A 23,157-nucleotide genomic window follows, 5' to 3' on the forward strand; every position below is an offset into this window, starting at 1 on the left:
GGTCAGCCCTGCTTGTCCTTGTCGAGCCACACGTTCGTCGGATCGAAGTTCTGCATCGCCGGTACGTAGTTCGCGTTGTGCACCTGCGCTGCGTGGTAGTTCGGGTTCTTCGGGTTGGTGAGCGGGAAGAACGGCGCGTCGGTCATCACCTGCGCGTCGGCCTTCGCCCACAGATCGGCCGCTTGGTCCTGACTGGTCGCACTGGCCGCCTGGTTGATCAGGGCGTTGGTGGCCGGGTTGTTGTACAGGCCGAAGTTGCTGCCGATCGGCGGGAACGACGGCTCACCGGAGAACAGCGGGTTGAAGAACGACAGGGCCGCGTTGCCGTACCAGTCGGCGCCCCAGCCGGCCAGCGACAGGTCCCAGACGCCACGGTGCGCGACGCTCGGCACCTGGAGGTACTTCACGTAGAAGTCCGCGTTCGGCGACGGTACGCCGGTGACCGTGACGCCGGCCTTCGACAGGTCCTGCTGGATCGTCTGGAAGGTCTTGCTGCTGCCCTCGGAGGCGTTGCGGTACAGGAACTTCAGCGTCAGGTGCGGGAAGCCCGCCTCGGCGAGCAACTGCTTGGCCTTGTCGACGTTGTACGGATACGGGTCGTTCTTCTTCGAGCCGACGATGTTGTCCGGCAGTACCTGCGTCAGCGGCGGGTTGATCGTCGGGCCACCGAGCACCTGCAGGATGTGGTCGCGGTTGATCGCGTAGCTGAGCGCCTGCCGCACCTTCACGTTGGCGAGCGCCTTGTTGTTGTTCGGCGACACCGTGTTGAAGATGACGTACGGGTTGCTGGACGCGGTCAGGCCGAGGTTCAGCTTCGGGTCCTTCTTGGCGATCAGCGCCGGCAGCTGGGACGGCGGCGGTCCGGCGTCGAACTCCATGTCCGCGGTCGGGGTGCCGGTCTGCAGCTGCTGCTGGATCGAGTCCTGGCTGACCGTCTCGTTCACCACGATCTTGTCGACGTACGCCTTGCGGACCGGGTCGGAGGCAGCGTCCCAGGCCGGGTTGCGCGAGTACGTGATCGACTTCGTCGGTACCCACGAGTCGACCTTGTACGGGCCGTCGGACGGGAAGTGGTTACCGAGCTCGGTGCTGGCCGGGAGGTAGTTGAGCGACTCGACCGGCGCCGGCGAGAAGGCCGGCAGCGTCAGCATGTCGACGAAGTACGTGGCCGGCTTGGTGAGGTGGAACACGACCGTGCCGGCGTCCTGGGCGACCACGCCCGGCAGCGGCGTCTTGTCGATGTACGCCTTGATCCCGGCGACCGTCTTCGGCGCCTTGCCGAAGCCGTCGCAGAACGTCTGGTACCCCTCGATCAGGCTCGCGAAGTCCGGAATACCGCCGAACGGCTGGACCGGGTTGCAGGTCCGCTTCACGCCGAGGACCATGTCGGCCGCGGTCACCGGCCGGGCCGGCGAGGTGTTCCACTTCGCGCCCGGGCGGATCTTGATCGTGTAGGTCTTCCCGTCGGCGCTGATCCCGCCGTTGGCAGCGGTCGGGGTGTCCGTGGCCAGGTCGGCCACCGGCTTGGTGTTGTCGCTACCCGGATCGGCCGGATAGGTGAACAGCTGGCGGCTCCACATCCGCAGGTTCAGGTACCCGATCGAGTAATAGCTGACGTTGGGGTCCATGTAGTCGACGTCGCCGGTCCCGAGCATGTTCAGGGTGCCGCCGGTGACCGGGCTGCCGGCGTTGTTGCCGCTGGATCCGGACGGGTTGTTCCCGCCATTGCTGCAAGCCGCGAGCGCGATGCTCGCCACGGCGGCAAGGGATAGTGCCGCCAGCCGTCTTCTGGCCATTGGTCCTCCTCCGGGACTCGTTACGGCCGAAGCTAGGACCTCCGGAGCGGGCCGGATCCACGGTCACCGAACCGTCAAACAGATGTCACCCACGCCCCGCGCGAACATGTCGGATTCATGACAACCGTTACCGGCGCTTCCGTGCGGAGTGCGCGACACTGGACCCGTGGCACACAGCCTGTTGCTGGTCGACGACGAACCGCGGATCCGGCGGGTACTGCGGCTTGCGCTCGAGGACGAGGGGTACGAGGTCGCCGAGGCGGCCAACGGGTACGACGCCCTCGCCGCGCTGCGCCGGCAGCCGCCGGACGTGGTGCTGCTGGACCTGATGCTGCCGGACCGGGACGGTTTCGCGGTCTGCCGGGAGATCCGCCGCGCCAGCGACGTACCGGTGATCATGGTGACCGCCCGGACCGACAGCCACGACGTGGTCGCCGGGTTGGAGGCCGGCGCCGACGACTACGTGACGAAGCCGCTTGTTGCCAAGGAGTTGTCGGCCCGGATCCGCGCGCTGCTGCGCCGGGTCGAGCCAGGGAACGCCCGGCAAGCCGCGCTGCTCGAGGTCGGCGACCTGCGGATCGACGTACCGGGGGCCGAGGTGACCCGGGACGGCCAGACGCTGCCGCTGACCCGCACCGAGTTCAAGCTGCTCGCCGAACTGGCCGGTGCCGAGGGCAAGGTGCTGAGCCGCGAGCAGTTGCTGTCCAAGGTCTGGGGCTACGGGTACTTCGGTGACAGCCGGATCGTCGACGTGCACGTCCGCCGGCTGCGGCTCAAGATCGAACGCGACCCGGCCAGCCCGAAGCACCTTGTCACCGCCCGCGGCCTGGGCTACCGACTGGTGAGCTGACCTTGCTGGGACGAGTCACCCTCCGCGGCCGGGTGATGCTGGCCTACGGACTGCTGGCCTTCGGTCTGTCCGCCGTACTGGCGATGGTCACCTGGGGCGTGGTCTCGCAGTACCTGACCGAACAGCGCGAGCAGTCCGCGAAGTTCGTCACCGAGGACAACGCGGCGGCGCTCCGTTTCGGGCTGTACGGCCCGCCGAAACCGTGCCAGCCGGCCCGCGAACACGTGGAGTGCCCGACGCCGACGCTGCAGGACGGCGTCACCCCGATGGAGGTCTTGAACAGCCTGCCGTCCACTGACGCCGCGGCGTCGATGCTCTACCTCGACAACCACTGGTACGCGCTGACCGGGCAGCCGTCCGACCTGCCGCCGGACATGATCCAGGCTGCGGTCGCGGGGACGGCCTCGCAGCGCCGGATCCAGGTCGGCGGGCAACCGGTGCTGGCGGTCGCCGTACCTATGGGGATCAAGGGCGACGCGTTCTTCGAATGGCATCCGCTGGGCGCGCTGGACGAGACGCTGCGGACACTGAAGTACACGCTGATCGCGGCGGCGGTCGCGACCACGCTGATCGGCCTCGCGGTCGGCCGGCTGGCCAGTACGGTCGCACTCCGGCCGCTGGCCGAACTGGCCGGGGTCGCGGACGCGGTGGCCCGCGGCAAGCTCGACGCCCGGCTGCCGGCCGAGAACGACAAGGACCTCGGCGGCCTGGCCCGGTCGTTCAACCAGACCGCGGCGGACCTGGAACGCCGGGTCGCCGCGGACGCCCGGTTCGCCGGTGACGTCAGCCACGAACTGCGGACGCCGTTGATGACGATGCTGAACTCGATGCAGCTGATCCAGAACCACCGCGACGAACTGCCGGACGCGGTCCGCGAGCCGGTCGAGCTGCTCGGCGACGACCTGGACCGGTTCCGGCGGCTGGTGATCGACCTGCTGGAGATCTCCCGCGACGACGGCGGCGACCGGGGCAGCCGGGAGATCGTCCGGATCGCCGACCTGGTCCGCGCCGCGGCCGACGCTGCCGCCGGCCGCGAGGTCACCGAGGTCGAGCACGAGGCCGAGGGCCTCACACTGCAGGCGGACAAGCGACGGCTTGAGCGCGTGGTCGCGAACCTGGTCGAGAACGCCGAGGACCACGCGGGCGGTTGCAAGGGCGTCGGGGTCCGGACCGGCGGCCTCGGTGTGGTGATCACCGTCGACGACGCCGGTCCCGGGATCGCGGTCGAGGACCGGGCCCGGATCTTCGAACGCTTCGGCCGTGGTGAGACCTCCGGCCGCGGCCGCGGGGTCGGGCTCGGGCTGGCGATCGTCGCCCGGCACGTCCAGTGGCACCACGGCACCATCCACGTGACCGAGCGCCCCGGCGGCGGCGCGCGGTTCGTGATCGAGCTGCCCGCGAAAACCAGCTGACGGCGGTTGCCCGCCCCGGTTACCTTGGGCCCATGGCTACTTGCCTCTGTGTCTAGCCGGCGCACTCACTCCCACAGGTGAAGTGCGTCCACTAGTATTCACGGAGAGTAACCATCATGATCACCGTTCGCGGTGTTGATATTCGCGTCGCCGCCCAGCTGCTGCTGGCCGACCTCTCGTTCACCGTCGGTCCGGGCGACCGCGTCGGGCTCGTCGGCCGCAACGGCGCCGGCAAGACCACGCTGCTGAAGACCCTGGCCGGTGAGGCCCGGCCGGCGGCCGGGCAGATCACCGTCACCGGCTCGATCGGCTACCTGCCGCAGGATCCCCGCGCGGCGGATCCCGCGGTCACAGTCACCGACCGGATCCTGTCCGCCCGCGGCCTCGACGACGCGGTACGGCGGTTGCGCGCGGCCGAGACCGCCATGAGTACGGCCACGGGTTCGGCGCAGGAGCGCGCAATGGCGGCGTACACCCGTGCCGAGGCGGCGTTTCAGGCAGGCGGCGGGTACGCGGCCGAGGCGGAGGCGGCCAGGCTCGCGGCAGGCGTGGGCCTGCCCAATCGTTGCCTGGAGCAGCCGATCGGGGAGCTGTCCGGCGGGCAGCGTCGCCGGGTCGAACTGGCCCGGATCCTGTTCGCGCAGCACGACACGCTGCTGCTCGACGAGCCGACCAACCACCTGGACGCCGACTCGGTGCTCTGGCTGCGGCAGTTCCTGCTGTCCTACCCCGGCGGCCTGATCGTGATCAGCCACGACCGGGAGTTGCTCAAGGCAACGGTCAACCGGGTGTTCCACCTCGACCCGCAGCGGTTGACGATCGACGTCCACAACACCGGCTGGACGAAGTACCAGGAGCAGCTGCAGCTGGACGAGCGCCGCCGACAGCGCGAGCGTGCGGTCGCCGAACGCAAGGCCGCGGTGCTGCACGCCCAGGCGGCGAAGATGCAGGCAGGCGCGACCACCGCTGTCGCGGCCCGGAACATGGCCCGGCGCGCGGACAAGTTGCTGTCCGACCTCGAGCCGGTCCGCCGGGCGTCCCGGGTCGCGAAGATCCGGCTCCCGGCACCGGCGCCGTCCGGTCGTACGCCGCTGTCCGCGGTCGGGCTGAAGAAGTCGTACGGCGCCCTGCAGGTGCTGAACGGCGTCGATCTGGCCGTCGATCGCGGCAGCCGGGTCGTCATCCTCGGGCTGAACGGTGCCGGCAAGACCACGCTGCTCCGGCTGCTCGCGGGGCGCGAACAGCCCGACGCCGGGCGCGTCGTACCCGGCCACGGTCTGCGGCTCGGGTACTTCGCCCAGGAACACGACACGCTCGACCTGGCCGGGACGGTTCGGCAGAACCTGGCTGCGGTCGCGCCCGGTCTGACCGACGGCGAGGTGCGGAACGTCCTCGGGTCGTTCCTGTTCAGCGGCGACGACGTGGACAAGCCTGCCGGTGTCCTGTCCGGCGGCGAGAAGACCCGCCTGGCACTGGCCGGACTGGTCCATTCCAGCGCGAACGTGCTGTTGCTGGACGAGCCGACCAACAACCTGGACCCGGCATCGCGGGACGAGGTGCTCGGGGCGGTCGGCAGCTACCCCGGCGCGATCGTGATGGTCACCCACGACGAGGGTGCGATCGAGTCGCTCCGTCCGGACCGGGTGCTGATCCTGCCCGACGCCACCGAGGACCTCTGGTCCGACGACTACCTGGACCTGGTCTCACTGGCCTGAGAGGGTGCAGCTCAACCCTGGGGTTGAGGCCCGGGATCCACCCGGGTCTCACCTGCGGGCTGACGTCCCGGACGCCGGATCCGAGGAGTGTTGTGACCAACAAGAACACTCCTCGAAAGGAACAGGACAATGTCGGCCGTCATCGGAATCCTGATTGGTGTAGTAGTACTGGTGCGGGTCATCAGCCGGCAGGTGACCGGCTCGCTGGTCACGCCGAAGTCGCTGTTCCTGATGCCCTTGATCCTGCTGGGGTTCGGCGCCCTGTCGCTGGCCTCGGTCCTGCACCTCGCGACCACCGGCGAGCTCGCGTTCCTGGTCCTCGAAGGTGCCGTCCTGATCGGCCTCGGTGTCGCCCGCGGCGCGAGCGTCCGGCTGACCGCCACCGACCAGGGGCCGTTCCAGAAGGGTACCGCCGCGACCCTGGTGCTGTGGCTGCTGACCATCGCCTTCCGGATCGGTACGTCGATCGCGGCCGCGGCGCTCTGGCCGCACAGCATCGTCGGCCAGGCGTCGATCGCGTTGACGGTCGGCCTGACGATCGGTGCGCAGAGCGCGATGGTCTACCGCCGCTCGCTGACGATGGACGCACCGTTGGCCACCCAGCGGGCATGATGTGAGCATGAGTTGGACGCTGTCGGGCCAGGTACGGGACTCTTCCGTGCCTGGCCTGCTGCTTCGTGCGGTCCCCGGGCTGATCACGATCCTCTCGGTGGTGGTGGCCGCTCGCGGTCACGACGTCCAGCGGCTGCCGTACTGGGCGGTCGTCGTCCTCGGCGTCATGGTTGTGCTCGGCAACTTTTCGCTGTTCGGCTTGCGGTACGGCGCGCCGCCGGGGCGCGCCGGCTACGGGCTGCTGCTGTTCACCGCCGCCGGATGCGCGCTCTGGTACGCGTTGCCCGCCAGCGCGATGATCGTGATCCCGTTCTGGGCCAGCCGCGCCGCGGTCCGGTACTTCCGGGCCCAGCCGGTGGAGTGGATGGTCGTTGCGATCAGCATCGCCGGGGCGAGCGTGCCGCTGTACGTGACGACGCGGTCGGTCCCGGCCGCCTTGGGTGCCGCGTTCGGGGTGGTCGCGCTGACGCTCGCGGCGATCAACCGGCGGTCGCGAGAGCAGCAGTTGGAGGAACTCGAGGTCTCGCTGGCCCGCAAGCAGGCGGCGATCGAGGAGCACGAGCGGGCCGCGGCACTGGCCGAGCGGGCGCGGATCGCCCGGGACGTGCACGACGTACTCGCGCATTCGCTGGCCGGGTTGTCGCTGAGCCTGCAAGGAGCCCGGCTGATGCTGGTCCGCGACGGTGCGTCACCGGAGGCGATCGAGCAGGTGACGCGGGCGCAGGGGCTGGCCGCGGACGGGCTCGCCGAGGCGCGGCGGGCGGTGGCGGCGCTGCGGGAGGACGCGGTTCCCGACGTACGGGCGCTCGGCGATCTGGTCACGGCGTACCGGTTGGAGAGTGGGGCGGCGGCTTCGTTCGAGGTGGACGGGGTGGAGCGGGAATTGCCGGCCGAGGTGCTGAGCACGTTGTACCGGACGGTGCAGGAGTCGCTGGCGAACATCCGCAAGCATGCGCCGGGAGCGCCGGTGCGGGTGCGGTTGTCGTACGGGCCGCCGGTCGGATTGACGGTGGAGGACGAGCAGGACAAGCGCCCCGAGCGGGCGGCGCCCGGCGGATACGGCCTGCTCGGGATGCGCGAACGTGCCGACCTGGTCGGCGGATCACTGGAGGCCGGCCCGACATCCACGGGCTGGCGGGTCGAACTGAAGGTGCCGGCGTGAATGTGCGAGTAGTGGTCGCGGATGACCAGACGGTGGTACGGGACGGGCTGGTCACGTTGCTCAAGTTGCTGCCCGGGATCGACGTGGTCGCGGCCGCGTCCGACGGCCGGGAAGCTGTCGCGCTGGTGGCCGAGCACGATCCGGACGTCCTGCTGGTGGATCTGCGGATGCCGACGATGGACGGCGTCGAGGCGACCCGGCTCGTCCGCACGGATCACCCGCGGACCGAGGTCGTCGTACTGACCACGTACAGCGACGACGACTCCGTGCTCTCGGCACTCCGCGCCGGCGCCCGCGGCTTCCTCACCAAGGACGCCGACGCCGAATCCATCGGCCGGGCCCTCGAAGCGGCCGCCAACGGCCAGTCCATCCTCGACGCGGACGTCCAACGCCGCCTGATCGAAGGCACCACCGCGAAACCCGTGGCGGTGACCGACTCAGGCCTGACTCCCCGAGAACTGGAAGTACTCCGCCTGATCGCCGAAGGCCTGTCCAACACCGAGATCGCCCGCCACCTGGTGGTCAGCGAGGCAACGGTCAAGACCCACATCAACCACCTTTTCGCCAAGGCCAACCTCCGCGACCGAGCCCAGGCCGTCGCCTACGCCTACCGCCTGGGACTCGCCTGACACACGTTGCCGGTTCACCGGGTGATGGACTACGGTGAATATATGAAGAGTTCTGCAGATGTGCAGGGTGACTCGTGCAGTGTGCGATTGGTGGACCCGGAGCGGGTGGCGAGCGTCAATGCCAGAATGCCGGGGGAGACCGACATCGTCGACACGGCCGACGTGTTCGGGCTGCTCGGGGATCCTCGCCGGTTGAAGCTGCTCGTGGCGCTGCTGGACGGGGAGCTGTGCGTCTGCGATCTGGCCGCGATCACCGGGCTGAGCGAGTCCGCGACGTCGCACGCGCTCCGGCTGCTGCGCGCGCACCGGGTGGTCGCCGTCCGGCGGGACGGGCGGAACGCCTTCTACCGGCTCGACGACGCGCACGTGCGCATGCTGCTGGATCTCGCCGTCGCGCACACCGAGCACACCGACGCCATCCATCCCGAAAGGTCGCGCGCATGAGCGCCGGACACGGAGCTGCCGACGTCACCGCCGACGGCGCGGGTCACGGTCACGGACACGGTCACGCGGTGAGCGTCGACGCGGACCGGAAGCTGCTGAGTGGCGCGCTCGCGCTGATCGTCGGCTTCATGATCGCCGAGGTGATCGTCGGACTCGCGGCCGGTTCGCTGGCCCTCGTCACCGACGCCGCGCACATGCTCACCGACGCGATCGCGATCGCCCTGGCTCTGCTCGCGATCCGGCTCGCCGCGAAACCCCCGCGCGGCGGGTTCACCTACGGCTTCAAGCGGGTCGAGATCCTCTCCGCCCAGGCGAACGGCATCACCCTGCTGCTGCTCGCGGTCTACTTCGTGTACGAGGCGGTCAACCGGCTGATCCATCCGCCGGAGGTCAAGGGCGCGCTCGTCCTGATCACGGGTCTGGTCGGCATCGTGGTGAACCTGCTCGCGACCTGGCTGATCAGCAAGGCGAACCGTTCGAGCCTGAATGTCGAGGGCGCGTTCCAGCACATCCTGAACGACCTGTTCGCGTTCATCGCCACCGCGCTCGCCGGTCTCGTCGTACTGCTCACCGGTTTCACCCGCGCGGACGCGATCGCGGCGTTCGTGGTCGCCGTACTGATGCTGAAGGCGGGGATCGGACTGGTCCGTGAGTCCGGCCGGATCTTCCTCGAGGCGGCGCCGACCGCGATCGACCCGCAGGCGCTCGGCGCCGAACTGTGCGCGCTCGACGGCGTCGTCGAGGTGCACGACCTGCACGTCTGGCAGATCACGTCGGGCGAGCCGGCCGCCTCCGCGCACGTACTGGTCGCCGAGGGGCTGGACTGCCACCAGATCCGGATCCGGATCGAGCAGGTGCTTGCCGAGCGCCACCACCTGACGCACTCCACCCTCCAGGTCGACCACGCCTCCGAGGGCCGGGTCGAGGAGCACTGCAGTGACGCCCACGGGGAGGTGCACCGGTCGGTTACAACCGTTGCGCCAGGACCTGACCCAACCAGTCCGGCTCATTGAGCCGCGGTACGGCGAATTCGGTCTCCCGGGTGAAGCCCTGGCGCTCGTAGTACCGGACGAGCGCCTGGTCACCGCCCGCGAAGCAGTCGACGCGCAGCAGCCGTACCCCGCTCTCGCGGGCGAGTTCGCGCGCGTGGTCGAGCAGCGCCCCGCCGAGGTTCTGTCCGGCGGAAGCGCGGTCGGTGACGAGCAGCCGTACGTACAGCTCGGGCTCGGCCGCCGGCGGTACGTATTCGAGCGCGGTGCCCACCGCGAGCGCCCCGACGACCCGGCCCCCGACCGTCCCGACCCACAGCTCGCCGTCGGCGGCGAAGCGGGTGATCTGCTCGACGCGGCGCGGGCTCGTCGAGTGCGGGGTCGTACCCCACTGATCGGTCCGCCCGCGGGCGACCAGCCATTCGGTCGCCCCGTCCAGCAACCCCAGCACCGCCGGCACGTCGTCCAGCCCGCCGCGCCGGATCGTCATCTGCACAATTCCAGCATAGGGATGTCGAAATGCCGATCCTGGTCTCTACCTATGGGGTGTAGAGAGGAGCTCACCATGAGCAAGCTGGACAAGACATTCACCGCACCGCTGCAGAAGAGCGCCGCGAAGGGAGGCTGGACCTACGTACAGATGCCAGGTTCTGCCGAGTACTTCGGCACCCGCGGCCTGGTCAAGGTCCGTGGCACCATGGACGGCCACCCGTTCGAGAGCTCGTTCATGGCACTCGGCGACGGCACCCACAAACTCCCCGTCAAGGCCGCCCTCCAGACCCTGATCGGCAAACAACCAGGCGACAACATCACCGTCCACCTGGAAGAACGCCTCGGCTGAGGTTCACCCCGGGCACCTGGGAGTACACCGGGACGATCTCGAGCGGGACTTCCCGGGTGACGAGTCCGGCGGGCACCGGCTCGCCGGTCCAGGCGTCGTACCAGGTGCCGTCCGGCAGGTACGTCGTCCACGTGCGGGCGCCGGGCTCCAGGACCGGGTTCACCAGGAGATCGTCACCCAGCTGGTACTGGTACGGGTGGTTCCAGATCTCCGGATCGCCCGCGTGGTCGAAGAACAGCGGCCGGAGCAGCGGGCGGTCGGTGGTGATCGTCCGCGCGGCCTGCGCGGACAGGTACGGGACGAGTTGCTCGCGGAGTACGGCGTACGCGCGGAAGATCGGGACGACCCGGTCGTCGCCGGTGGTCTCCGCGACGTGCCATGGCGTCCGGTCGCGGAGCGGAAGCTGGTGGTGGTTGAACTCCGAGTGATACTGCATGATCGGCAGGAATGTCGACGCCGCGGTCGCTCGTAGGTAGAGCTCCGCGTCCGGAACGGGTCCGGAGAAGCCTGCCAGGTCCCAGCCCCAGTACACGATCCCGCAGGAGGCCGCGGTCAGCCCGGCGGTGATGGACGAACGGAACGCCTTCCAGGTGGAGTCCTCGTCACCGGCCCAGAAGATGCCGTGCGCCTGCGATCCGGTGAAACCCGCCCGTGAGAACGTCACCGGAGCCTTGCCGGCGCTGCGCAGCAGGTCGCCGAACGCGCGGGCGTAGTGCACCGGGAACAGGTTGTTGCCCTCGTCCCCGCGCCGGCCGTCGGCGTACCGGAGGTCGTGGCCCCAGGCATGTTCACCGCCGTCGGTCTTGAAGCCGTCGACGTCGAAGTCCTCGACGAGGTACCGCCGCTTCTCGGTCCACCAGTCGCGGGTGCGCTGCACGGACAGGTCGGGCATCAGCGCCTTCGGGAACCACCAGCCGCGGTTGTGGTACGCCGTACCGTCCGCCTCCCGTACCGCGTGGCCCTCGCGCACCATCGCGTCGGCGTCCGCGGCGACCTGTCCGGTGTCGAACTCGCTCTTCTGCAGCGGGATCTGCCAGAGGATGACCTTGATGCCGCGGTCGTGCAGCTCGTCGATCATCGCCTTCGGGTCCGGCCAGGCGCCGTCGGGCGGATAGCTGAAGTCGGCCGCCTTGTGGGCGCTGCCGTCGGGCGTCACGTCGTACTGGGCGTCCCGCCAGATCGTGATGCCTTCCTCGTCGCTCCAGGCCTCGATCACCACCGTGCCGACCGGGATGTCGAGGTCGCGGTGCATGTTCATCCGCGACATCACCAGGTCCTGGGTGTTCCATTCGTTGCCGGAGGCCCACAACCGGAACACCCAGTCCGGTAGTTCCTCGGCCCGGCCGACCTCGTCCAGGAACGCGGTCAGCACCTCGTGCGGGGAGCCCTCGTAGATGCCTAGATCAACGACCGGTTCGTCGCCGAGGGCAACTTCCACGGTCAGGCCGGTGTCGTCGGAGCTGAACCAGGTGCGGCGGGACGTCCGTACGTGGAAGCCCCAGCCGCCGTTCACCACGTGGGCGAACGGCATCGGCAGGTAGGTCCGGCCGTGCACGCCCTGCGCCTTGTACTGCTCGAACACGACCGCGTCGAGCCGCTTGCCCCGCTGATCGAGCTGGTCGTACCGCTCGCCGAACCCCACCAAGTGGTCACCCGGCTGCAACGGAAGCACGAACCGCGCCCGGTGCACGCCGTCCGCCGATACCAACCACTCCACGTCCCGCACCCGCTCACCCCCACGCCGCACCTCACCCGCATCCCGCACCCACTGTGCAGGCGATACCTCGAACCACTCGCTCGTCCCCACCAACTCCCCGGCTGTGTAGGCGTGGAAGCGGTAGCGGACCGGCTTGGTGACCGGTGGGGTGAGGACCGACCAGCCGCCGTCGGCGCCGAGGGACTTTGCCTGGGCTTCGCTCAGGTGACCTTCGCCGCCTGCCAGCGCCGCGGCGTCGGCGCCGCCGTCTGTGGTCGGCGCCAAGTGCAGTAGGGCGCCGCCGGAGGACGTGTGTTCCGCCGGGTCCCACTCGCACACGACGGACGTGACCTCGGAGGAGGAGGCGACCACGCCCAGGCGGACCGGTTCGCCGACGAGGGGGAGGACCGGGACGCGCTGGTCGGGGGAGGTCGCGTAGGGGTGCTCGATGCCGTACGGGCGATGGGTGATCATGTCAGGCCTTTGCGGTCAGGATGCCGAGTTCGTCGGCGAGGATCAGGTACATGCCGTGCGACCACAGCAGGGGAGTCGCGACCGGGCCCCAGCGGGCGATCCATTCATCGCGGGAACCGGGGTGCAGCAGATGGAGCGGGACCTGTTCGGGCAGGTCGCCGTCCGGGGTCGCCTGGCCGGCGATCCAGCGGAGATGCCGCCACGCGCCGGCCGTGTCCCCGGCAACTGCCAGGTTCCACCCGAGCAGCGCGGACAACAGCAACCACTGACCACCGCCGTAGAACACATCGGCCGTGAACCGATGCACCCCACCGTCGACGTCGAGTTCCCGCGCGACCGCCGCCAGGGTCGCCGCGGCCGCGTCGCCGGACACCAGCCCGAACGGTACGACGCAGGCCGGCAGCGCACCGTCGACCGCCGACGTGCCGAGCCACTTCGTCAGGTGACCGTCATACATGCCCTCGGCAACAACCAGCGAACGGATCCGCTCGGCAACATCGAGTACGTCGACCGAGGTGTACGGCGCGACCGCGACCAGCCCACCGTGGATCGCGCCGAGTGTGGCCACATGCCGCTGCTCGACGTGCTCCTCCCACCAGTCGTAACAGGGCCGGTCCCAGAACGTGACCAGGTAGTCGACCGCGACGTCGATCCCACCGCGCCACTGCTCGAGATCAAGCCCGTGCCGGCCGGCGTGCGTGACCACCGACCACAACCAGGTCCCGTACCCGTCGGTCTGGAAGTCCCACCACGGATCCGACCCGTCACCACCGTCGAACGTGAACCGCGTCGGCAACATCGCCGCATCCTCCGGCCGTTCGCCGCGCGCCACCGCGGCGACCAGTTCGTCCACCTGCCCCCGCCGCCCGCGCAACACCCGGTCCGCCCACCCGTGAAACCGATCCGCCGACGCCACATCCCCGTACCGCGAAACCCCTTCCGCGGTGAACGCCCCATCCCGCAACCACGCGTACCCCTGGTACGCCGAGAAGGTAGGCGCGGCCGGATAAGCCCCACCGATGTCCTGGTTCCGGGCGATGACTGCGTGGCTGTACTCGGCCAGCGCACGCAGCCGTGTCACGTCGATTCCCGCGCCGATCACTTCTTCAGCAGACCGTTCACCTTGGACTGGGCGTCGGCCAGTGCCTTCTCGACCGTCTTACGACCGGCCGCTGCGGACGTGAGTTCTTGGGTGACCGCGTCCTGCATCTCCTGCTGGCGCTCGATCACCGGCGGGAGAACCGGCTGCTCCAGCGCGGTGAACACGGCCTTCCGGTTGGCCGGCTTCGGCTGGTCGAGATACGCCTTGAGCTTCGACTCGTCCGCGACCGGCGGCAGCTCCCATGAGGACGCCAACCGCGTCTTGGTGGTCTCATCGGAGGACGAGAGGTACGTGATCCACTTCTGCGCCGCGTCCGCGTTCTTCGAGGCCGCGTTCACCACGAGCCCGTTCGCGAACATCGCCGACGCCTTCTTCGTGTTCCCGGGCTCCACGACCACATCCCAGTCGAACTTCGCACCGGACAGCACCGAGAACATCCAGATCCCGGTGTGCCACATCGCGAGCTTCCCCGACGTGAACAGCTTCGAGTCGAAGTCCGGCGTACCGGCTCCGTCGGCCTCGGTGGGCATCGTCTTGCCGACCTTGTCGATCAGGAACTTCGCCGCCTCGACCCCCTGCGGCGAGTTGAACGTCGCCGCGGTCCGGTCCGCGTTCAGGAACTCGCCACCGTTCTGCGCGAGCACCTTGTAGAACTCGTTGTACGACACCGGCTGGTAGTCGCCCCAGACCTTCGCCCCCTTGTTCGTCAGCTTGACGGCCGCGGCCTGCTCGTCCTTCCAGGTCCAGTCGGCCGTCGGCGTCGCGACCCCGGCCTGCTTGAACAGCGCCTTGTTGTAGAACAGCACGACGTTCGAGAACGACTCCGGTACGCCGTACTGCTTCCCGCCGTTGGTGAACGCGTCGAACAGCGTCTTCTTGTACACCGAGGAGTCGACGTTCTTCAGCTCGGCCAGCGAGCCGTTGCTCGCGTAGGTGACGAAGTTCTCGTAGTTCAGCTCAAAGGCGTCGGCGGCCGTACCACCGGCAACGGCCGTCTGCAGCTTCGTGAAGTAGTCGGCGTACGGCACGGTCTCGACCTGCACCGTGATGTCCGGGTTGGCCGCCTGGAAGGCGTTGACGATCGTGGTCAGATCCTTCTCGTGGCCGCCGTTCGCGGAGAAGTTCATGTACCGCACGGTGGTCTTGCCGTCCGGCGCGGCGGCCTGCTTGGTCGCGGACCCCTGTCCGCACGCGGTGAGCGCGAGCGCGGCGGTCAGGACTGCTGCCGCTGCGGCCGCGAACTTCGATGAACGCATGTGGTTCCCCTCCTACTTGATACCGGTGTGTGCGACACCGGCGATGATGTGGCGCTGCGCGAGCAGGTAGACGACGGCGATCGGCACGATCGAGACCACGGAGCCCGCCATCACGACGTCCCACTGGGTGGTGAACCGGCCCTGCAGCGTGGACAGGCCGAGCGGCAGCGTCATGAACTCCGGCGACCGGATCACGACCAGCGGCCAGAGGAAGCTGTTCCAGCTGCCCATGAACGCGAACACCGCGACGGTCGCGAGCGCCGGCCGGATCAGCGGCAGCACGATCGTGGTGAAGATCCGCAGGTGCCCGGCGCCGTCGATGGTGGCCGCTTCGTCGAGTTCGGCCGGTACGGCGGTGACCGCCTGCCGGAGCAGGAACACGCCGAACGCGGACGCGATCGTCGGCGCGAGCAGAGCGAAGTACGTGTCCTGCAGGTTCAGTGTCTTCATCTCGATGAACAGCGGTACGACGAGCACCTGCAGCGGCACCATCAAGGTGGCCAGGTAGCAGCCGAAGATCACGTTCTTCAACGGGAAGTGCAGCCGGGCGAACCCGTACGCCGCCATCGACGACGTGACCAGCTGGAACAGCGTCGAGGCGATTGCGATCAGCAACGAGTTCGTCAGGATGCGCCAGATCGGCATCGCGTCCAGCAACGTCCGGTACGCGTCCAGCGTCGGATTGTGGACGATCAGCTTCGGACCGTCGGCGAGCGATCCTTCCGGGGTGATCGACGTGATCACGGTCCACAGGAACGGGAAGAGCATGATCGCGGCGCCGGCCACGACCCCGGCGTACAGCAGGAACCTACGCATAGTGCACCCACTTCCGCTGGCCGCGGATCTGGACCACCGTGATCAGCAGGATCACGGCGAACAGGATCCAGGACAGAGCGGACGCCTCACCGGCGCGGCCGTACCGGAACGTCAGGTCGTAGATGTGCCCGACCACCACCTGGCTGCTGCCCGACGGACCGCCGCCGGTCATCACGTACACCTGGTCGAACACCTGGAAACCGTTGATCAGCGAGATCACCACGACGAAGAATGTCGACGGCGACAGCAGCGGCAACGTGATCCGCCAGAACCGCTGCCACCCGCTCGCTCCGTCGACCAGAGCTGCCTCGTAGACGTCCGACGGGATCGCCTGCAACCCGGCGAGCAGGATGACCATCACGAACCCGAGGTCCTTCCAGGCCGAGGACAGGATCACCGCGGGCAGTGCCCAGTGCGGATCCGTCCACCAGCCGGGCCCGGGCAGACCGATTGCCTCCAGCACCTTGTTGACCAGGCCGTTGGCGGGATTGAGCAACCATTTCCACACCAGCGCGACGACGACCCAGCTCGTCACCACAGGCAGGAAGTACGTCGCCCGCAGGAAGGCACGGCCCTTGAGCCGCTGGTTCAGGACGAGCGCGAGACCGAGACCGCCGGCGTACACCAACGGGAGATAACCGGCGACGTAGATCAGCGTGTGCAGGAAAACCTGTCGCGTCGTCGGGTCGGTCAGCAGGTTGCTGTAGTTGCCGAGCCCGACCCACTTCATCGGCGAGATCAGGTTCCACTTGTGCAGGCTGACCCAGAGGCTCGACACCATCGGGACCAGCGTGAACGCGACCAGCGGGATCGCGCTGGGCAGCAGGAAGAACAGCACCCAGCCGAGCTTCTTCCAACCGGCCGATCGCGGCCGCGAACCTGCTCGCGGAGGATGCTCGGTCCGCGGCCGGGTGAGCGTGGGCGTACTCACGACGCCCCCAACCGGGCGCGGACCAGCCGGCTCTGCTCGCCACCGTTTCCGGCCGAGTCGAAGGGGGACCCGAGGACCAGGGACGCCGCGCCGCGGGCCCACTGGTCCTCCGTCCACGGCTCAACCACCACGGGCAGCCCTTGACGGGCCGGAAGCAACGACCGCCGGAAGGACGGCTCGAACCCGGGCTGCCAGAACTCCCAGCCGTCGACTCCTTCACCCAGCAGTACGACGACCTCCGGGTCGACCGTGTGGATCACGCCGGCCAGGGCGCGACCGAGCAGTTCGCCGGCCTCGGCGTACACCGCTCGCGCCGTACCGTCCCCGCTGGTTGCTGCGCGCAACAGTCCGGCCAGGGTGCCGCGGGTCCCGACGATGCCGCGTTCGCGGGCCGTCCGGAGCAGCCCGTCGGCGCCGATGTAGGCCTCGAGGCAGCCGGTCGAGCCGCAGGTGCAGGGCGGCTGCTCGGCTTGCGTTGTCCAGACCGGGATGTGACCGATCTCGCCGGCGCCGCCGTTCGCACCGCGGTAGATCGCGCCGTCGACGACGATGCCGCAGCCGATCCCGCGCCCGATCGTGACGACGAGGTAGGAGGAGTACTCGCGGCCGATCCCGTACAGCCGCTCGGCGGCCGCCAGCGTGTTCACGTCGTTGTCGACGAGGACCGGCGTACCGACGGCGTGCCGCAGGATCGGCCCGACTTGCGCGGCGCGCCAGCCGAGTGTCGGCGCGTCGACGATCCCGGACGCCTGCGAGTCGACCGATCCCGGTACGCCGACACCGACGCCGAGCAGCCGGCCGTCGAGCCCGGCGATCTCGGCGGTCAGAATCCGGCCGAGCTGGTCCAGCGCGTCGGCCGCACTCGGGTCGAAGTCGTGCGCATCGCTCGACCGGACCGTGCCGTCGAGCTCGACCGAGACGACCGCGACATGGTCCGCGGTCACCTTCGCGCCGAGGGCAACGCCCGTGCGGGCGACCAGGCCGAGCAGCCGGGCCGGCCGGCCGCCGTTCGACGGGACCGACTCGAGCTCCTCGACGACGCCGCGGGCGATCAGGTCCTTGGTCACCTGGGTGACGGTCGCCGGGCTGAGACCAAGGCTGCGCGCGATCGCTGTCCGCGCGGTCGGGCCACGGGTGCCCAGCAACGCGACGATCCCGGACGGAACCAGGTCGCCGCGGGGACTCTGACCACTCACCGAACCACTTCCTTCAGTACTAAATTTAGTCAGAAAGTAAGCCGCGTGAGGACCGGTGTCAAGAGGCCGTGGGGCGGCGAATTCCAAGTGGAAGTGACTGTCATTTGATCTGAGATCACCGTCACAAGGGGTCATGTTCTGAGTAAGGACTCTGTGAAGAATCGTTGCTGACCGGGTACACGGGTGGGGATGACCGCGGGCCGGACCGTACCGTCGGTTCTGGGTGGTCCGACGAAGAGGAGTGAACGAAGTGCTACGGGGCTCATGGTGCATGCCGTTGGTGTGCCCAACGCAGGGCTGTGCCTGGCGGTGACGGCGCTGAACAAGGTGCTCGGCGCGGCCGGGGTGGTGTTGCTGGTGGCCGGCGCGCTGCTCGGGTTCCACTCGGTCTCGGCGGGCGGTGCGAACTGCGGCTCGGCGTTCCGGCCGGCCGGGGGGATCACGCCGATGGCCTGCGACAACGCGCTGAGCGGCGCGAGCACGCTGACCACGATCGTGATCGTCGCCGGCGTGCTCTGCCTGATCGCCGCCGTCGCGGTCAAGGTGCTGCACGATCGCGGCCAGGAAAAAGCCGTCGCCTGACGTCCGAGGTCGTGTCAGGGTTGCCTGGATGACGATCGAACCGTTCCGGCTGGACGTGCCGGAGAGCGAGCTGGACGACCTGCGGCAGCGGCTGGACCTCGTGCGCTGGCCGTCGGAACTACCCGATGCCGGTTGGTCCCGCGGCGTACCGCTCGACTACCTGCAGGACCTGGTCGCGTACTGGCGGAACGGGTACGACTGGCGGGCTTGTGAAGCGCGCTTGAACAAGTGGCCGCAGTACACAACCGTCATCGACGGCGCGACCGTGCACTTCGCGCACATCCCATCCACGTCGCCGGATGCGCTCCCGCTCGTGATCACCCACGGCTGGCCCGGTTCGATCGTGGAGTTCACGGACCTCGTCCCGTTGCTGAGCGACTTCCACCTGATCCTGCCGACGATTCCGGGCTTCACGTTGTCGGGCCCGACGCGGGAAGCCGGGTGGGAGTTCAAGCGGGTCGCGCGCGCGTGGACCGAACTGGTGACGCGGCTCGGGTACCAGCGGTACGGCGTACAGGGCGGGGACTGGGGCGCCGCGATCTCGCGCGAGGTCGGGCGGATCGACCCGGGGCGCGTGGCCGGCGTACATCTCAATTTGATCCCGGGAGCGGGCGCCACGTCGGAGCCGACGGCTGCCGAGCTCGCCGGGTTGGACGCCGACGAGCAGGAACGGACCTGGGCGTCGTGGCGGCGGCAGCAGTCGTTCGCCGCGGAGCAGCAGGGGTACGCCGATCTGCAGTCCACCCGGCCGCAGACGCTCGCGTACGCGTTGACCGACTCGCCGGTCGGGCAGTTGGCGTGGATCGCGGAGAAGTTCGCGACCTGGTCGGACGCGCCGATCGACCGGGACCTGCTGCTCACGAACGTGATGCTGTTCTGGCTGACCCGGACCGGGGGATCGGCCGGCGCGATCTATTACGAGCGCGCGCACGCGCCGTACTGGGGTCAGCCGCCCGAGCCGTCGCGGACACCGACCGCGCTGCTCGACCTCGCGCACGAGAACTTCATCCCGCTGCGGCACAAGGTCGAGCACACCGACAACATCGTCCGCTGGACGTCGCACGATGACGGCGGGCATTTCGCGGCGCTCGAGGTACCGGACGTGCTCGCCGCTGATATCCGCGCGTTCTTCAGCGCCCTTACGGCTTGAGGATCAGCTTGCCGGTCGTGCGGCGGGCGAGCAGGTCCTCGTGCGAACGGCGGGCCTCTTCGAGCGGGTACTCCGCGCCGACCAGTGGGCGGAGTTGGCCGCGGGCGGTCAGGTCGAGCATCGCGGCGAGCGGTTCGGCGTACTTGCCGGGCAGATCCATCGCCGGGACCAGCCAGAAGCCGGCGACCGAAAGGTTGCGCTGGGCAAGCGCACTCGGATCGACCGGCGGCCGGCCCTCGCGACCGGCGTTGCCGTAGTTCACCAGCCGGCCGAAGTCGCGGAGGCAGTCGAGGCCGGCCTGCGTGGCCGCGCCGCCGGTGGGATCGAGGACGACGTCGACGCCGCCGCCGGACGCCGACCGTACGCGATCGACGTACCCGTCGAGGTCGTTGTCGATGGCAACGTCCGCGCCGAGTTCGAGGGCGAGCTCACGCTTCGCGGGGGTGGACGCGGCCGCGATCACCTGGCCGGCGCCGAAGTGCTTCGCGAGCTGGATCGCGAGCGAGCCGACACCGCCCGCGGCCGCGTTCACCAGTACGGAGTCGCTGCACTCGAGCCGGGCGCTCTTGCGCAGTACGTGCCAGGCGGTCAGTCCTTGGATGAGCAGCGCGAGCGCCTGCCCGTCGGAGACTTCCTCGGGTACGTCGACCGCGCGGTGCTTCGGCGCGACGGCGTACTCGGCGTACCCACCGCCGGTCTCGAAGACGGGGGAGAGGACGCGGCGGCCGTTCGGCGTCCGGCCGACGATCTCGACGCCCGGGACGAACGGGAGTGTGACGCCACCGCGGTAGGAGCCGTCGGTGCGGTGCGTGTCGGCGAAGTTGACGCCCGCGGCGGTGACCTGGACGAGCAGTTGGTCGTCTGTGGCAACGGGCGGGTCGAGCTCGGCCGGTACGAGTACTTCGGGGCCGCCGAACTCGGTGACCTGGATCGCGCGCATATGGGTTCCTGTCCGATCTGCCGGGCGAACTATCGTTGTCGCATGAGTTTTACCGGTTTTCCGGCGGCGGCGCTGGACTTCTACGACGATCTCGAAATGGACAACACCAAGAGCTTCTGGACGGCGCACAAGCACGTCTACGAGGAGTCGGTCCGCGGCCCGATGGCCGAGTTGACCGCCGAGCTCGAGGAGGAGTTCGGCCCGGCGAAGCTCTTCCGCCCGTACCGCGACGTCCGCTTCGCGAAGGACAAGACGCCGTACAAGACCCACCAGGGCGCGTACGTCGCGGTCGCGCCGTCGACGGGCTGGTACGTACAGATCGCCGCACCGGGCGTCCGCGTCGGCGCCGGCTTCTACGACGCCACCGCCGACCGCCTGGCCCGCCTCCGCACCGCCATCGACGACAACCGCCGTGGCACCCAACTACAGAAGATCCTCGCCGAACTGGAGAAAGCCGGCTGGACCATCGGCGGCGACAAACTCAAAACAACCCCCCGCGGCTACGACGCCGACCACCCCCGCATCGACCTCCTCCGCCACAAGTCCCTCAGCGTCGGCAAGAACTACGGCTTCGCCCCCGTCATCCACACCCCCGCCCTCCTCCCCCAAATCCGCACCGACTGGCAAGCCACCAAACCCCTCATAACCTGGCTGACCGACAACAGCTGAACAGCCCCCGCGCGCTTCCGGTCAGGCTTCGAAGTCTTTGCGGATTTCGAGGAGGATGTCGCGGGTCTTGTTGGGTTGGGGTGCTGCGACGCAGAGGGATTCCATGGCGGCTGTGTACTGGTCCAGCTCTTCGAGCTTGTCCAGGTACAGGGCGCTGGTGAGGTGCTCGATGTAGACGGTGTCGGGAAGGTCGCTGTCCGGGAAGCGGAGGATGCTGAACGAGCCGCCGGCGGCTGCGTGGCCGCCGATCGACAGTGGTACGATCTGGAGGGTCACGTTCGGCATGTGCGACACCTCCATCAGGTGGTTCAGCTGGTCGACGATGACCTTCGTGCCGCCGATCGGGCGGCGCAGGGCGGCCTCGTCGATGACGGCCCAGACGCGGACCGGGTCCGATGCGCGGGTCAGCACCTCCTGGCGGTTGACCCGCAGGCTGATCCTGCGCTCGACCTCCTCGGCCGGGATCAGGCCGCGGCCGAGCTGGATGACGGCGCGGATGTACTCCTGTGTCTGGAGCAGACCCGGGATGAACTGCAGCTCGTAGATACGGATCAGCTGCGCGGACGCCTCGAGGTCCAGGTAGGAGTGGAACCAGCTGGGCAGCACGTCGCCGAAGCGGTGCCACCAGCCGGGGTTGTTCGCCTCCCGGGCGAGAGCAAGCAGCCGCTCGCGCTCCTCGTCGTCGTCCAGGCCGTAGAGCTTGAGCAGGTCGGCGACGTCGCGTTCCTTCAGGCCGACACGACCCAGCTCCATCCGGCTGATCTTGGACTCCGACGAACGGATCTCCCACCCCGCGTCCGACCGGCTGATGCCGGCCGCCACCCGCATCCGGCGAAGGTGCCCTCCGAGAATGATCCGCAGCGTGGTCGGCCCGCTTTGCGCGCCCGACTCCGTCACACCCACCTCCCAGCGGCCCCAGCGATCGTCATCAACCTCACCCGCAGGTGCACATCATCGCACGCGGCGACGCTGATCTACCGAAGTTCTGACAAAACAGCGGCGAATCCGGAGCGCTGATCACGGAGGGTAAGCCTAGCCGACGCAGCTCCGGATCAGTTTGTCAGTACATGTAAGCATGCCAGAACGGTGTCGAACGCCGTTCGGCAGGCTCGATCGCGCCGGTTTCAGGCGGAGAGAGGGGCAAAGTGGTCTCGAAATGGAAAACGTGCGGATGCACGTGCATCGGGCGCTTGCATTCGCCGCGTGCCGACGCCATGATTACTTCATGCACAGAAGGTGAGCTGGCTCTCGCGAAACGTGACATCGCGTGAACCGGCAGGCCGGTCCTACAGAGCGCGCCGACGGCCCCCGTCGGCTTGACTGGTTGGGGAACCCGAGTCGATGAACGACGACGACAGTGAGGTTGTGGAGCAGACCGCCACGATGTCCGGCGGCCGCGCGCCAGAGGAGCTCACCGAGCGGGAGATCCAGGATCTGGTCGCGCGTTGCCCCGAGCAACAGCGCTGGGCCTTCGAGGGCTGGTTGCGCGGTGTCCGCCAACTCGACGGCGACCCGATCGTGAGCCTGGCCCCATGACCACCGACAGACCCACAGGAGGACGGAAGATGGTGCGGATCTGGCTGGGCGACCACCTGATCGCCGAGTACGTCGCCGAGCCGGACCGCGCCTCGCGGTACCAGCGGGTGATGACCCCGAAGTTCACCGGATTGCGAATCACCGTTGACAATGCGGCCACCGGTAAGGCTTCGGAGCTGCCGAGCGAACAGCTCTGGCCGCTGACCGTCCAGTAGTCCGAACCTGCCCCTCAGGCACGCCCGGGCCGACTCTCGCCGGAGAGTCGGCCCGGGCGTTTCCATGTGCCCGTACGACGTCCCTCCGGCGGCCGGCGGCTCTGTAGGTACGACACCCGTACCGCCGCAGCGCAGACACCAGAA

General features: G+C 68.8%; 24 protein-coding genes. 14 read left to right on the forward strand and 10 right to left on the reverse strand.

The features are described 5' to 3' along the window. Positions 1–2: 2 nt before the first annotated feature. Positions 3–1,796 (reverse strand): ABC transporter substrate-binding protein, encoded by a 1,794-nt coding sequence (locus tag FB475_RS24585; protein WP_141858926.1) that lies wholly within the window; start codon positions 1,794–1,796, stop codon positions 3–5. 166 nt (positions 1,797–1,962) lie between these two features. Between FB475_RS24585 and FB475_RS24590 the strand changes: the two genes are divergently transcribed. The 8 genes from FB475_RS24590 (at position 1,963) to FB475_RS24625 (ending at position 9,633) form a co-directional block, all read left to right on the forward strand. Then, positions 1,963–2,646 (forward strand): response regulator transcription factor, encoded by a 684-nt coding sequence (locus FB475_RS24590; protein ID WP_141858927.1) that lies wholly within the window; start codon positions 1,963–1,965, stop codon positions 2,644–2,646. A gap of 2 nt (positions 2,647–2,648) precedes the next feature. After that, on the forward strand, positions 2,649–4,058 hold the full coding sequence (locus FB475_RS24595) for a HAMP domain-containing sensor histidine kinase (RefSeq protein ID WP_141858928.1): 1,410 nt from the start codon (positions 2,649–2,651) through the stop codon (positions 4,056–4,058). A gap of 116 nt (positions 4,059–4,174) precedes the next feature. After that, positions 4,175–5,773 (forward strand): ABC-F family ATP-binding cassette domain-containing protein, encoded by a 1,599-nt coding sequence (locus FB475_RS24600; RefSeq protein WP_141858929.1) that lies wholly within the window; start codon positions 4,175–4,177, stop codon positions 5,771–5,773. A gap of 129 nt (positions 5,774–5,902) precedes the next feature. Then, entirely contained in the window at positions 5,903–6,385 is a 483-nt protein-coding gene (locus FB475_RS24605) for a hypothetical protein (RefSeq protein WP_141858930.1), read from the forward strand. A 7-nt stretch (positions 6,386–6,392) separates the two neighbouring features. Next, complete coding sequence (locus FB475_RS24610; protein ID WP_238332387.1) at positions 6,393–7,547, forward strand: sensor histidine kinase; 1,155 nt, start codon at positions 6,393–6,395, stop codon at positions 7,545–7,547. Continuing rightward, on the forward strand, positions 7,544–8,176 hold the full coding sequence (locus tag FB475_RS24615) for a response regulator (protein WP_141858931.1): 633 nt from the start codon (positions 7,544–7,546) through the stop codon (positions 8,174–8,176). Before FB475_RS24610 ends, FB475_RS24615 begins: the two co-directional genes overlap by 4 nt. A gap of 42 nt (positions 8,177–8,218) precedes the next feature. Continuing rightward, positions 8,219–8,620 carry an ArsR/SmtB family transcription factor gene (locus FB475_RS24620; RefSeq protein ID WP_141858932.1) on the forward strand — a complete coding sequence of 134 codons (402 nt, stop codon included), beginning with the start codon at positions 8,219–8,221 and terminating at the stop codon, positions 8,618–8,620. After that, positions 8,617–9,633: a cation diffusion facilitator family transporter gene (locus FB475_RS24625; protein ID WP_141858933.1), complete on the forward strand. Its 1,017-nt coding sequence runs from the start codon at positions 8,617–8,619 to the stop codon at positions 9,631–9,633. Before FB475_RS24620 ends, FB475_RS24625 begins: the two co-directional genes overlap by 4 nt. Here FB475_RS24625 and FB475_RS24630 read toward each other — a convergent pair. After that, entirely contained in the window at positions 9,587–10,099 is a 513-nt protein-coding gene (locus FB475_RS24630) for a GNAT family N-acetyltransferase (RefSeq protein WP_141859739.1), read from the reverse strand. The two genes, FB475_RS24625 and FB475_RS24630, sit on opposite strands and share 47 nt — an antisense overlap. 75 nt (positions 10,100–10,174) lie before the next feature. Between FB475_RS24630 and FB475_RS24635 the strand changes: the two genes are divergently transcribed. After that, a complete protein-coding gene (locus FB475_RS24635; protein WP_141858934.1) occupies positions 10,175–10,450 on the forward strand; it encodes a DUF1905 domain-containing protein in 276 nt (91 codons plus the stop codon). Here the strand turns inward: FB475_RS24635 and FB475_RS24640 are convergent. The 6 genes from FB475_RS24640 to FB475_RS24665 are packed head-to-tail and all read right to left on the reverse strand — an operon-like array spanning position 10,419 to position 17,921. Continuing rightward, positions 10,419–12,620: a glycoside hydrolase family 31 protein gene (locus FB475_RS24640; protein ID WP_141858935.1), complete on the reverse strand. Its 2,202-nt coding sequence runs from the start codon at positions 12,618–12,620 to the stop codon at positions 10,419–10,421. The genes FB475_RS24635 and FB475_RS24640 overlap by 32 nt on opposite strands. 1 nt (position 12,621) lies before the next feature. Further along, positions 12,622–13,701 (reverse strand): glycoside hydrolase family 15 protein, encoded by a 1,080-nt coding sequence (locus FB475_RS24645; protein WP_238332388.1) that lies wholly within the window; start codon positions 13,699–13,701, stop codon positions 12,622–12,624. Between the two features lie 17 nt (positions 13,702–13,718). Then, positions 13,719–14,978: an ABC transporter substrate-binding protein gene (locus tag FB475_RS24650; RefSeq protein ID WP_141858937.1), complete on the reverse strand. Its 1,260-nt coding sequence runs from the start codon at positions 14,976–14,978 to the stop codon at positions 13,719–13,721. Positions 14,979–14,990: 12 nt separating this feature from the next. Beyond that, entirely contained in the window at positions 14,991–15,794 is an 804-nt protein-coding gene (locus FB475_RS24655; RefSeq protein ID WP_141858938.1) for a carbohydrate ABC transporter permease, read from the reverse strand. Continuing rightward, the gene (locus FB475_RS24660; RefSeq protein ID WP_238332389.1) at positions 15,787–16,725 is read right to left on the reverse strand and encodes a carbohydrate ABC transporter permease; all 939 of its coding nucleotides are present in this window, start codon (positions 16,723–16,725) and stop codon (positions 15,787–15,789) included. Before FB475_RS24660 ends, FB475_RS24655 begins: the two co-directional genes overlap by 8 nt. Beyond that, positions 16,722–17,921, reverse strand: a complete 1,200-nt coding sequence (locus tag FB475_RS24665) for an ROK family transcriptional regulator (RefSeq protein ID WP_238332390.1) — start codon at positions 17,919–17,921, stop codon at positions 16,722–16,724. Before FB475_RS24665 ends, FB475_RS24660 begins: the two co-directional genes overlap by 4 nt. Positions 17,922–18,203: 282 nt before the next feature. Between FB475_RS24665 and FB475_RS24670 the strand changes: the two genes are divergently transcribed. Both FB475_RS24670 and FB475_RS24675 read left to right on the forward strand, forming a co-directional pair. After that, a complete protein-coding gene (locus FB475_RS24670; RefSeq protein WP_238332391.1) occupies positions 18,204–18,503 on the forward strand; it encodes a hypothetical protein in 300 nt (99 codons plus the stop codon). Positions 18,504–18,531: 28 nt separating this feature from the next. Continuing rightward, on the forward strand, positions 18,532–19,653 hold the full coding sequence (locus FB475_RS24675) for an epoxide hydrolase family protein (RefSeq protein WP_141858941.1): 1,122 nt from the start codon (positions 18,532–18,534) through the stop codon (positions 19,651–19,653). On the opposite strand, the gene FB475_RS24680 is transcribed toward FB475_RS24675, so the two are convergent. Continuing rightward, on the reverse strand, positions 19,643–20,593 hold the full coding sequence (locus FB475_RS24680; protein WP_141858942.1) for a quinone oxidoreductase family protein: 951 nt from the start codon (positions 20,591–20,593) through the stop codon (positions 19,643–19,645). The genes FB475_RS24675 and FB475_RS24680 overlap by 11 nt on opposite strands. Before the next feature lie 42 nt (positions 20,594–20,635). On the opposite strand from FB475_RS24680, the gene FB475_RS24685 reads away from it, so the two are divergent. Then, the gene (locus tag FB475_RS24685) at positions 20,636–21,262 is read left to right on the forward strand and encodes a DUF2461 domain-containing protein (protein ID WP_141858943.1); all 627 of its coding nucleotides are present in this window, start codon (positions 20,636–20,638) and stop codon (positions 21,260–21,262) included. 21 nt (positions 21,263–21,283) lie between these two features. On the opposite strand, the gene FB475_RS24690 is transcribed toward FB475_RS24685, so the two are convergent. Continuing rightward, entirely contained in the window at positions 21,284–22,159 is an 876-nt protein-coding gene (locus FB475_RS24690) for a helix-turn-helix domain-containing protein (RefSeq protein ID WP_141858944.1), read from the reverse strand. A 444-nt stretch (positions 22,160–22,603) separates the two neighbouring features. On the opposite strand from FB475_RS24690, the gene FB475_RS24695 reads away from it, so the two are divergent. Together FB475_RS24695 and FB475_RS24700 are read left to right on the forward strand one after the other, a co-directional pair. Continuing rightward, positions 22,604–22,798, forward strand: coding sequence for a hypothetical protein (locus tag FB475_RS24695; RefSeq protein ID WP_141858945.1), 195 nt, complete (start codon positions 22,604–22,606; stop codon positions 22,796–22,798). Continuing rightward, positions 22,795–23,013 (forward strand): hypothetical protein, encoded by a 219-nt coding sequence (locus tag FB475_RS24700; protein WP_238332392.1) that lies wholly within the window; start codon positions 22,795–22,797, stop codon positions 23,011–23,013. The genes FB475_RS24695 and FB475_RS24700 overlap by 4 nt, the downstream gene beginning before the upstream one ends. Positions 23,014–23,157 lie beyond the last annotated feature (144 nt).

The sequence above is a fragment of the Kribbella jejuensis genome (assembly GCF_006715085.1).
Taxonomy (GTDB): domain Bacteria; phylum Actinomycetota; class Actinomycetes; order Propionibacteriales; family Kribbellaceae; genus Kribbella; species Kribbella jejuensis.

Excerpts from the sequence above, each read along its gene's own strand:
- FB475_RS24585 (WP_141858926.1), bottom strand. The coding sequence starts at position 1,796 with ATGGCCAGAAGACGGCTGGCGGCACTATCCCTTGCCGCCGTGGCGAGC.
- FB475_RS24600 (WP_141858929.1), top strand. The coding sequence starts at position 4,175 with ATGATCACCGTTCGCGGTGTTGATATTCGCGTCGCCGCCCAGCTGCTG.
- FB475_RS24605 (WP_141858930.1), top strand. The coding sequence starts at position 5,903 with ATGTCGGCCGTCATCGGAATCCTGATTGGTGTAGTAGTACTGGTGCGG.
- FB475_RS24610 (WP_238332387.1), top strand. The coding sequence starts at position 6,393 with ATGAGTTGGACGCTGTCGGGCCAGGTACGGGACTCTTCCGTGCCTGGC.
- FB475_RS24620 (WP_141858932.1), top strand. The coding sequence starts at position 8,219 with ATGAAGAGTTCTGCAGATGTGCAGGGTGACTCGTGCAGTGTGCGATTG.
- FB475_RS24625 (WP_141858933.1), top strand. The coding sequence starts at position 8,617 with ATGAGCGCCGGACACGGAGCTGCCGACGTCACCGCCGACGGCGCGGGT.
- FB475_RS24630 (WP_141859739.1), bottom strand. The coding sequence starts at position 10,099 with ATGACGATCCGGCGCGGCGGGCTGGACGACGTGCCGGCGGTGCTGGGG.
- FB475_RS24635 (WP_141858934.1), top strand. The coding sequence starts at position 10,175 with ATGAGCAAGCTGGACAAGACATTCACCGCACCGCTGCAGAAGAGCGCC.
- FB475_RS24640 (WP_141858935.1), bottom strand. The coding sequence starts at position 12,620 with ATGATCACCCATCGCCCGTACGGCATCGAGCACCCCTACGCGACCTCC.
- FB475_RS24650 (WP_141858937.1), bottom strand. The coding sequence starts at position 14,978 with ATGCGTTCATCGAAGTTCGCGGCCGCAGCGGCAGCAGTCCTGACCGCC.
- FB475_RS24655 (WP_141858938.1), bottom strand. The coding sequence starts at position 15,794 with ATGCGTAGGTTCCTGCTGTACGCCGGGGTCGTGGCCGGCGCCGCGATC.
- FB475_RS24675 (WP_141858941.1), top strand. The coding sequence starts at position 18,532 with ATGACGATCGAACCGTTCCGGCTGGACGTGCCGGAGAGCGAGCTGGAC.
- FB475_RS24680 (WP_141858942.1), bottom strand. The coding sequence starts at position 20,593 with ATGCGCGCGATCCAGGTCACCGAGTTCGGCGGCCCCGAAGTACTCGTA.
- FB475_RS24685 (WP_141858943.1), top strand. The coding sequence starts at position 20,636 with ATGAGTTTTACCGGTTTTCCGGCGGCGGCGCTGGACTTCTACGACGAT.
- FB475_RS24695 (WP_141858945.1), top strand. The coding sequence starts at position 22,604 with ATGAACGACGACGACAGTGAGGTTGTGGAGCAGACCGCCACGATGTCC.
- FB475_RS24700 (WP_238332392.1), top strand. The coding sequence starts at position 22,795 with ATGACCACCGACAGACCCACAGGAGGACGGAAGATGGTGCGGATCTGG.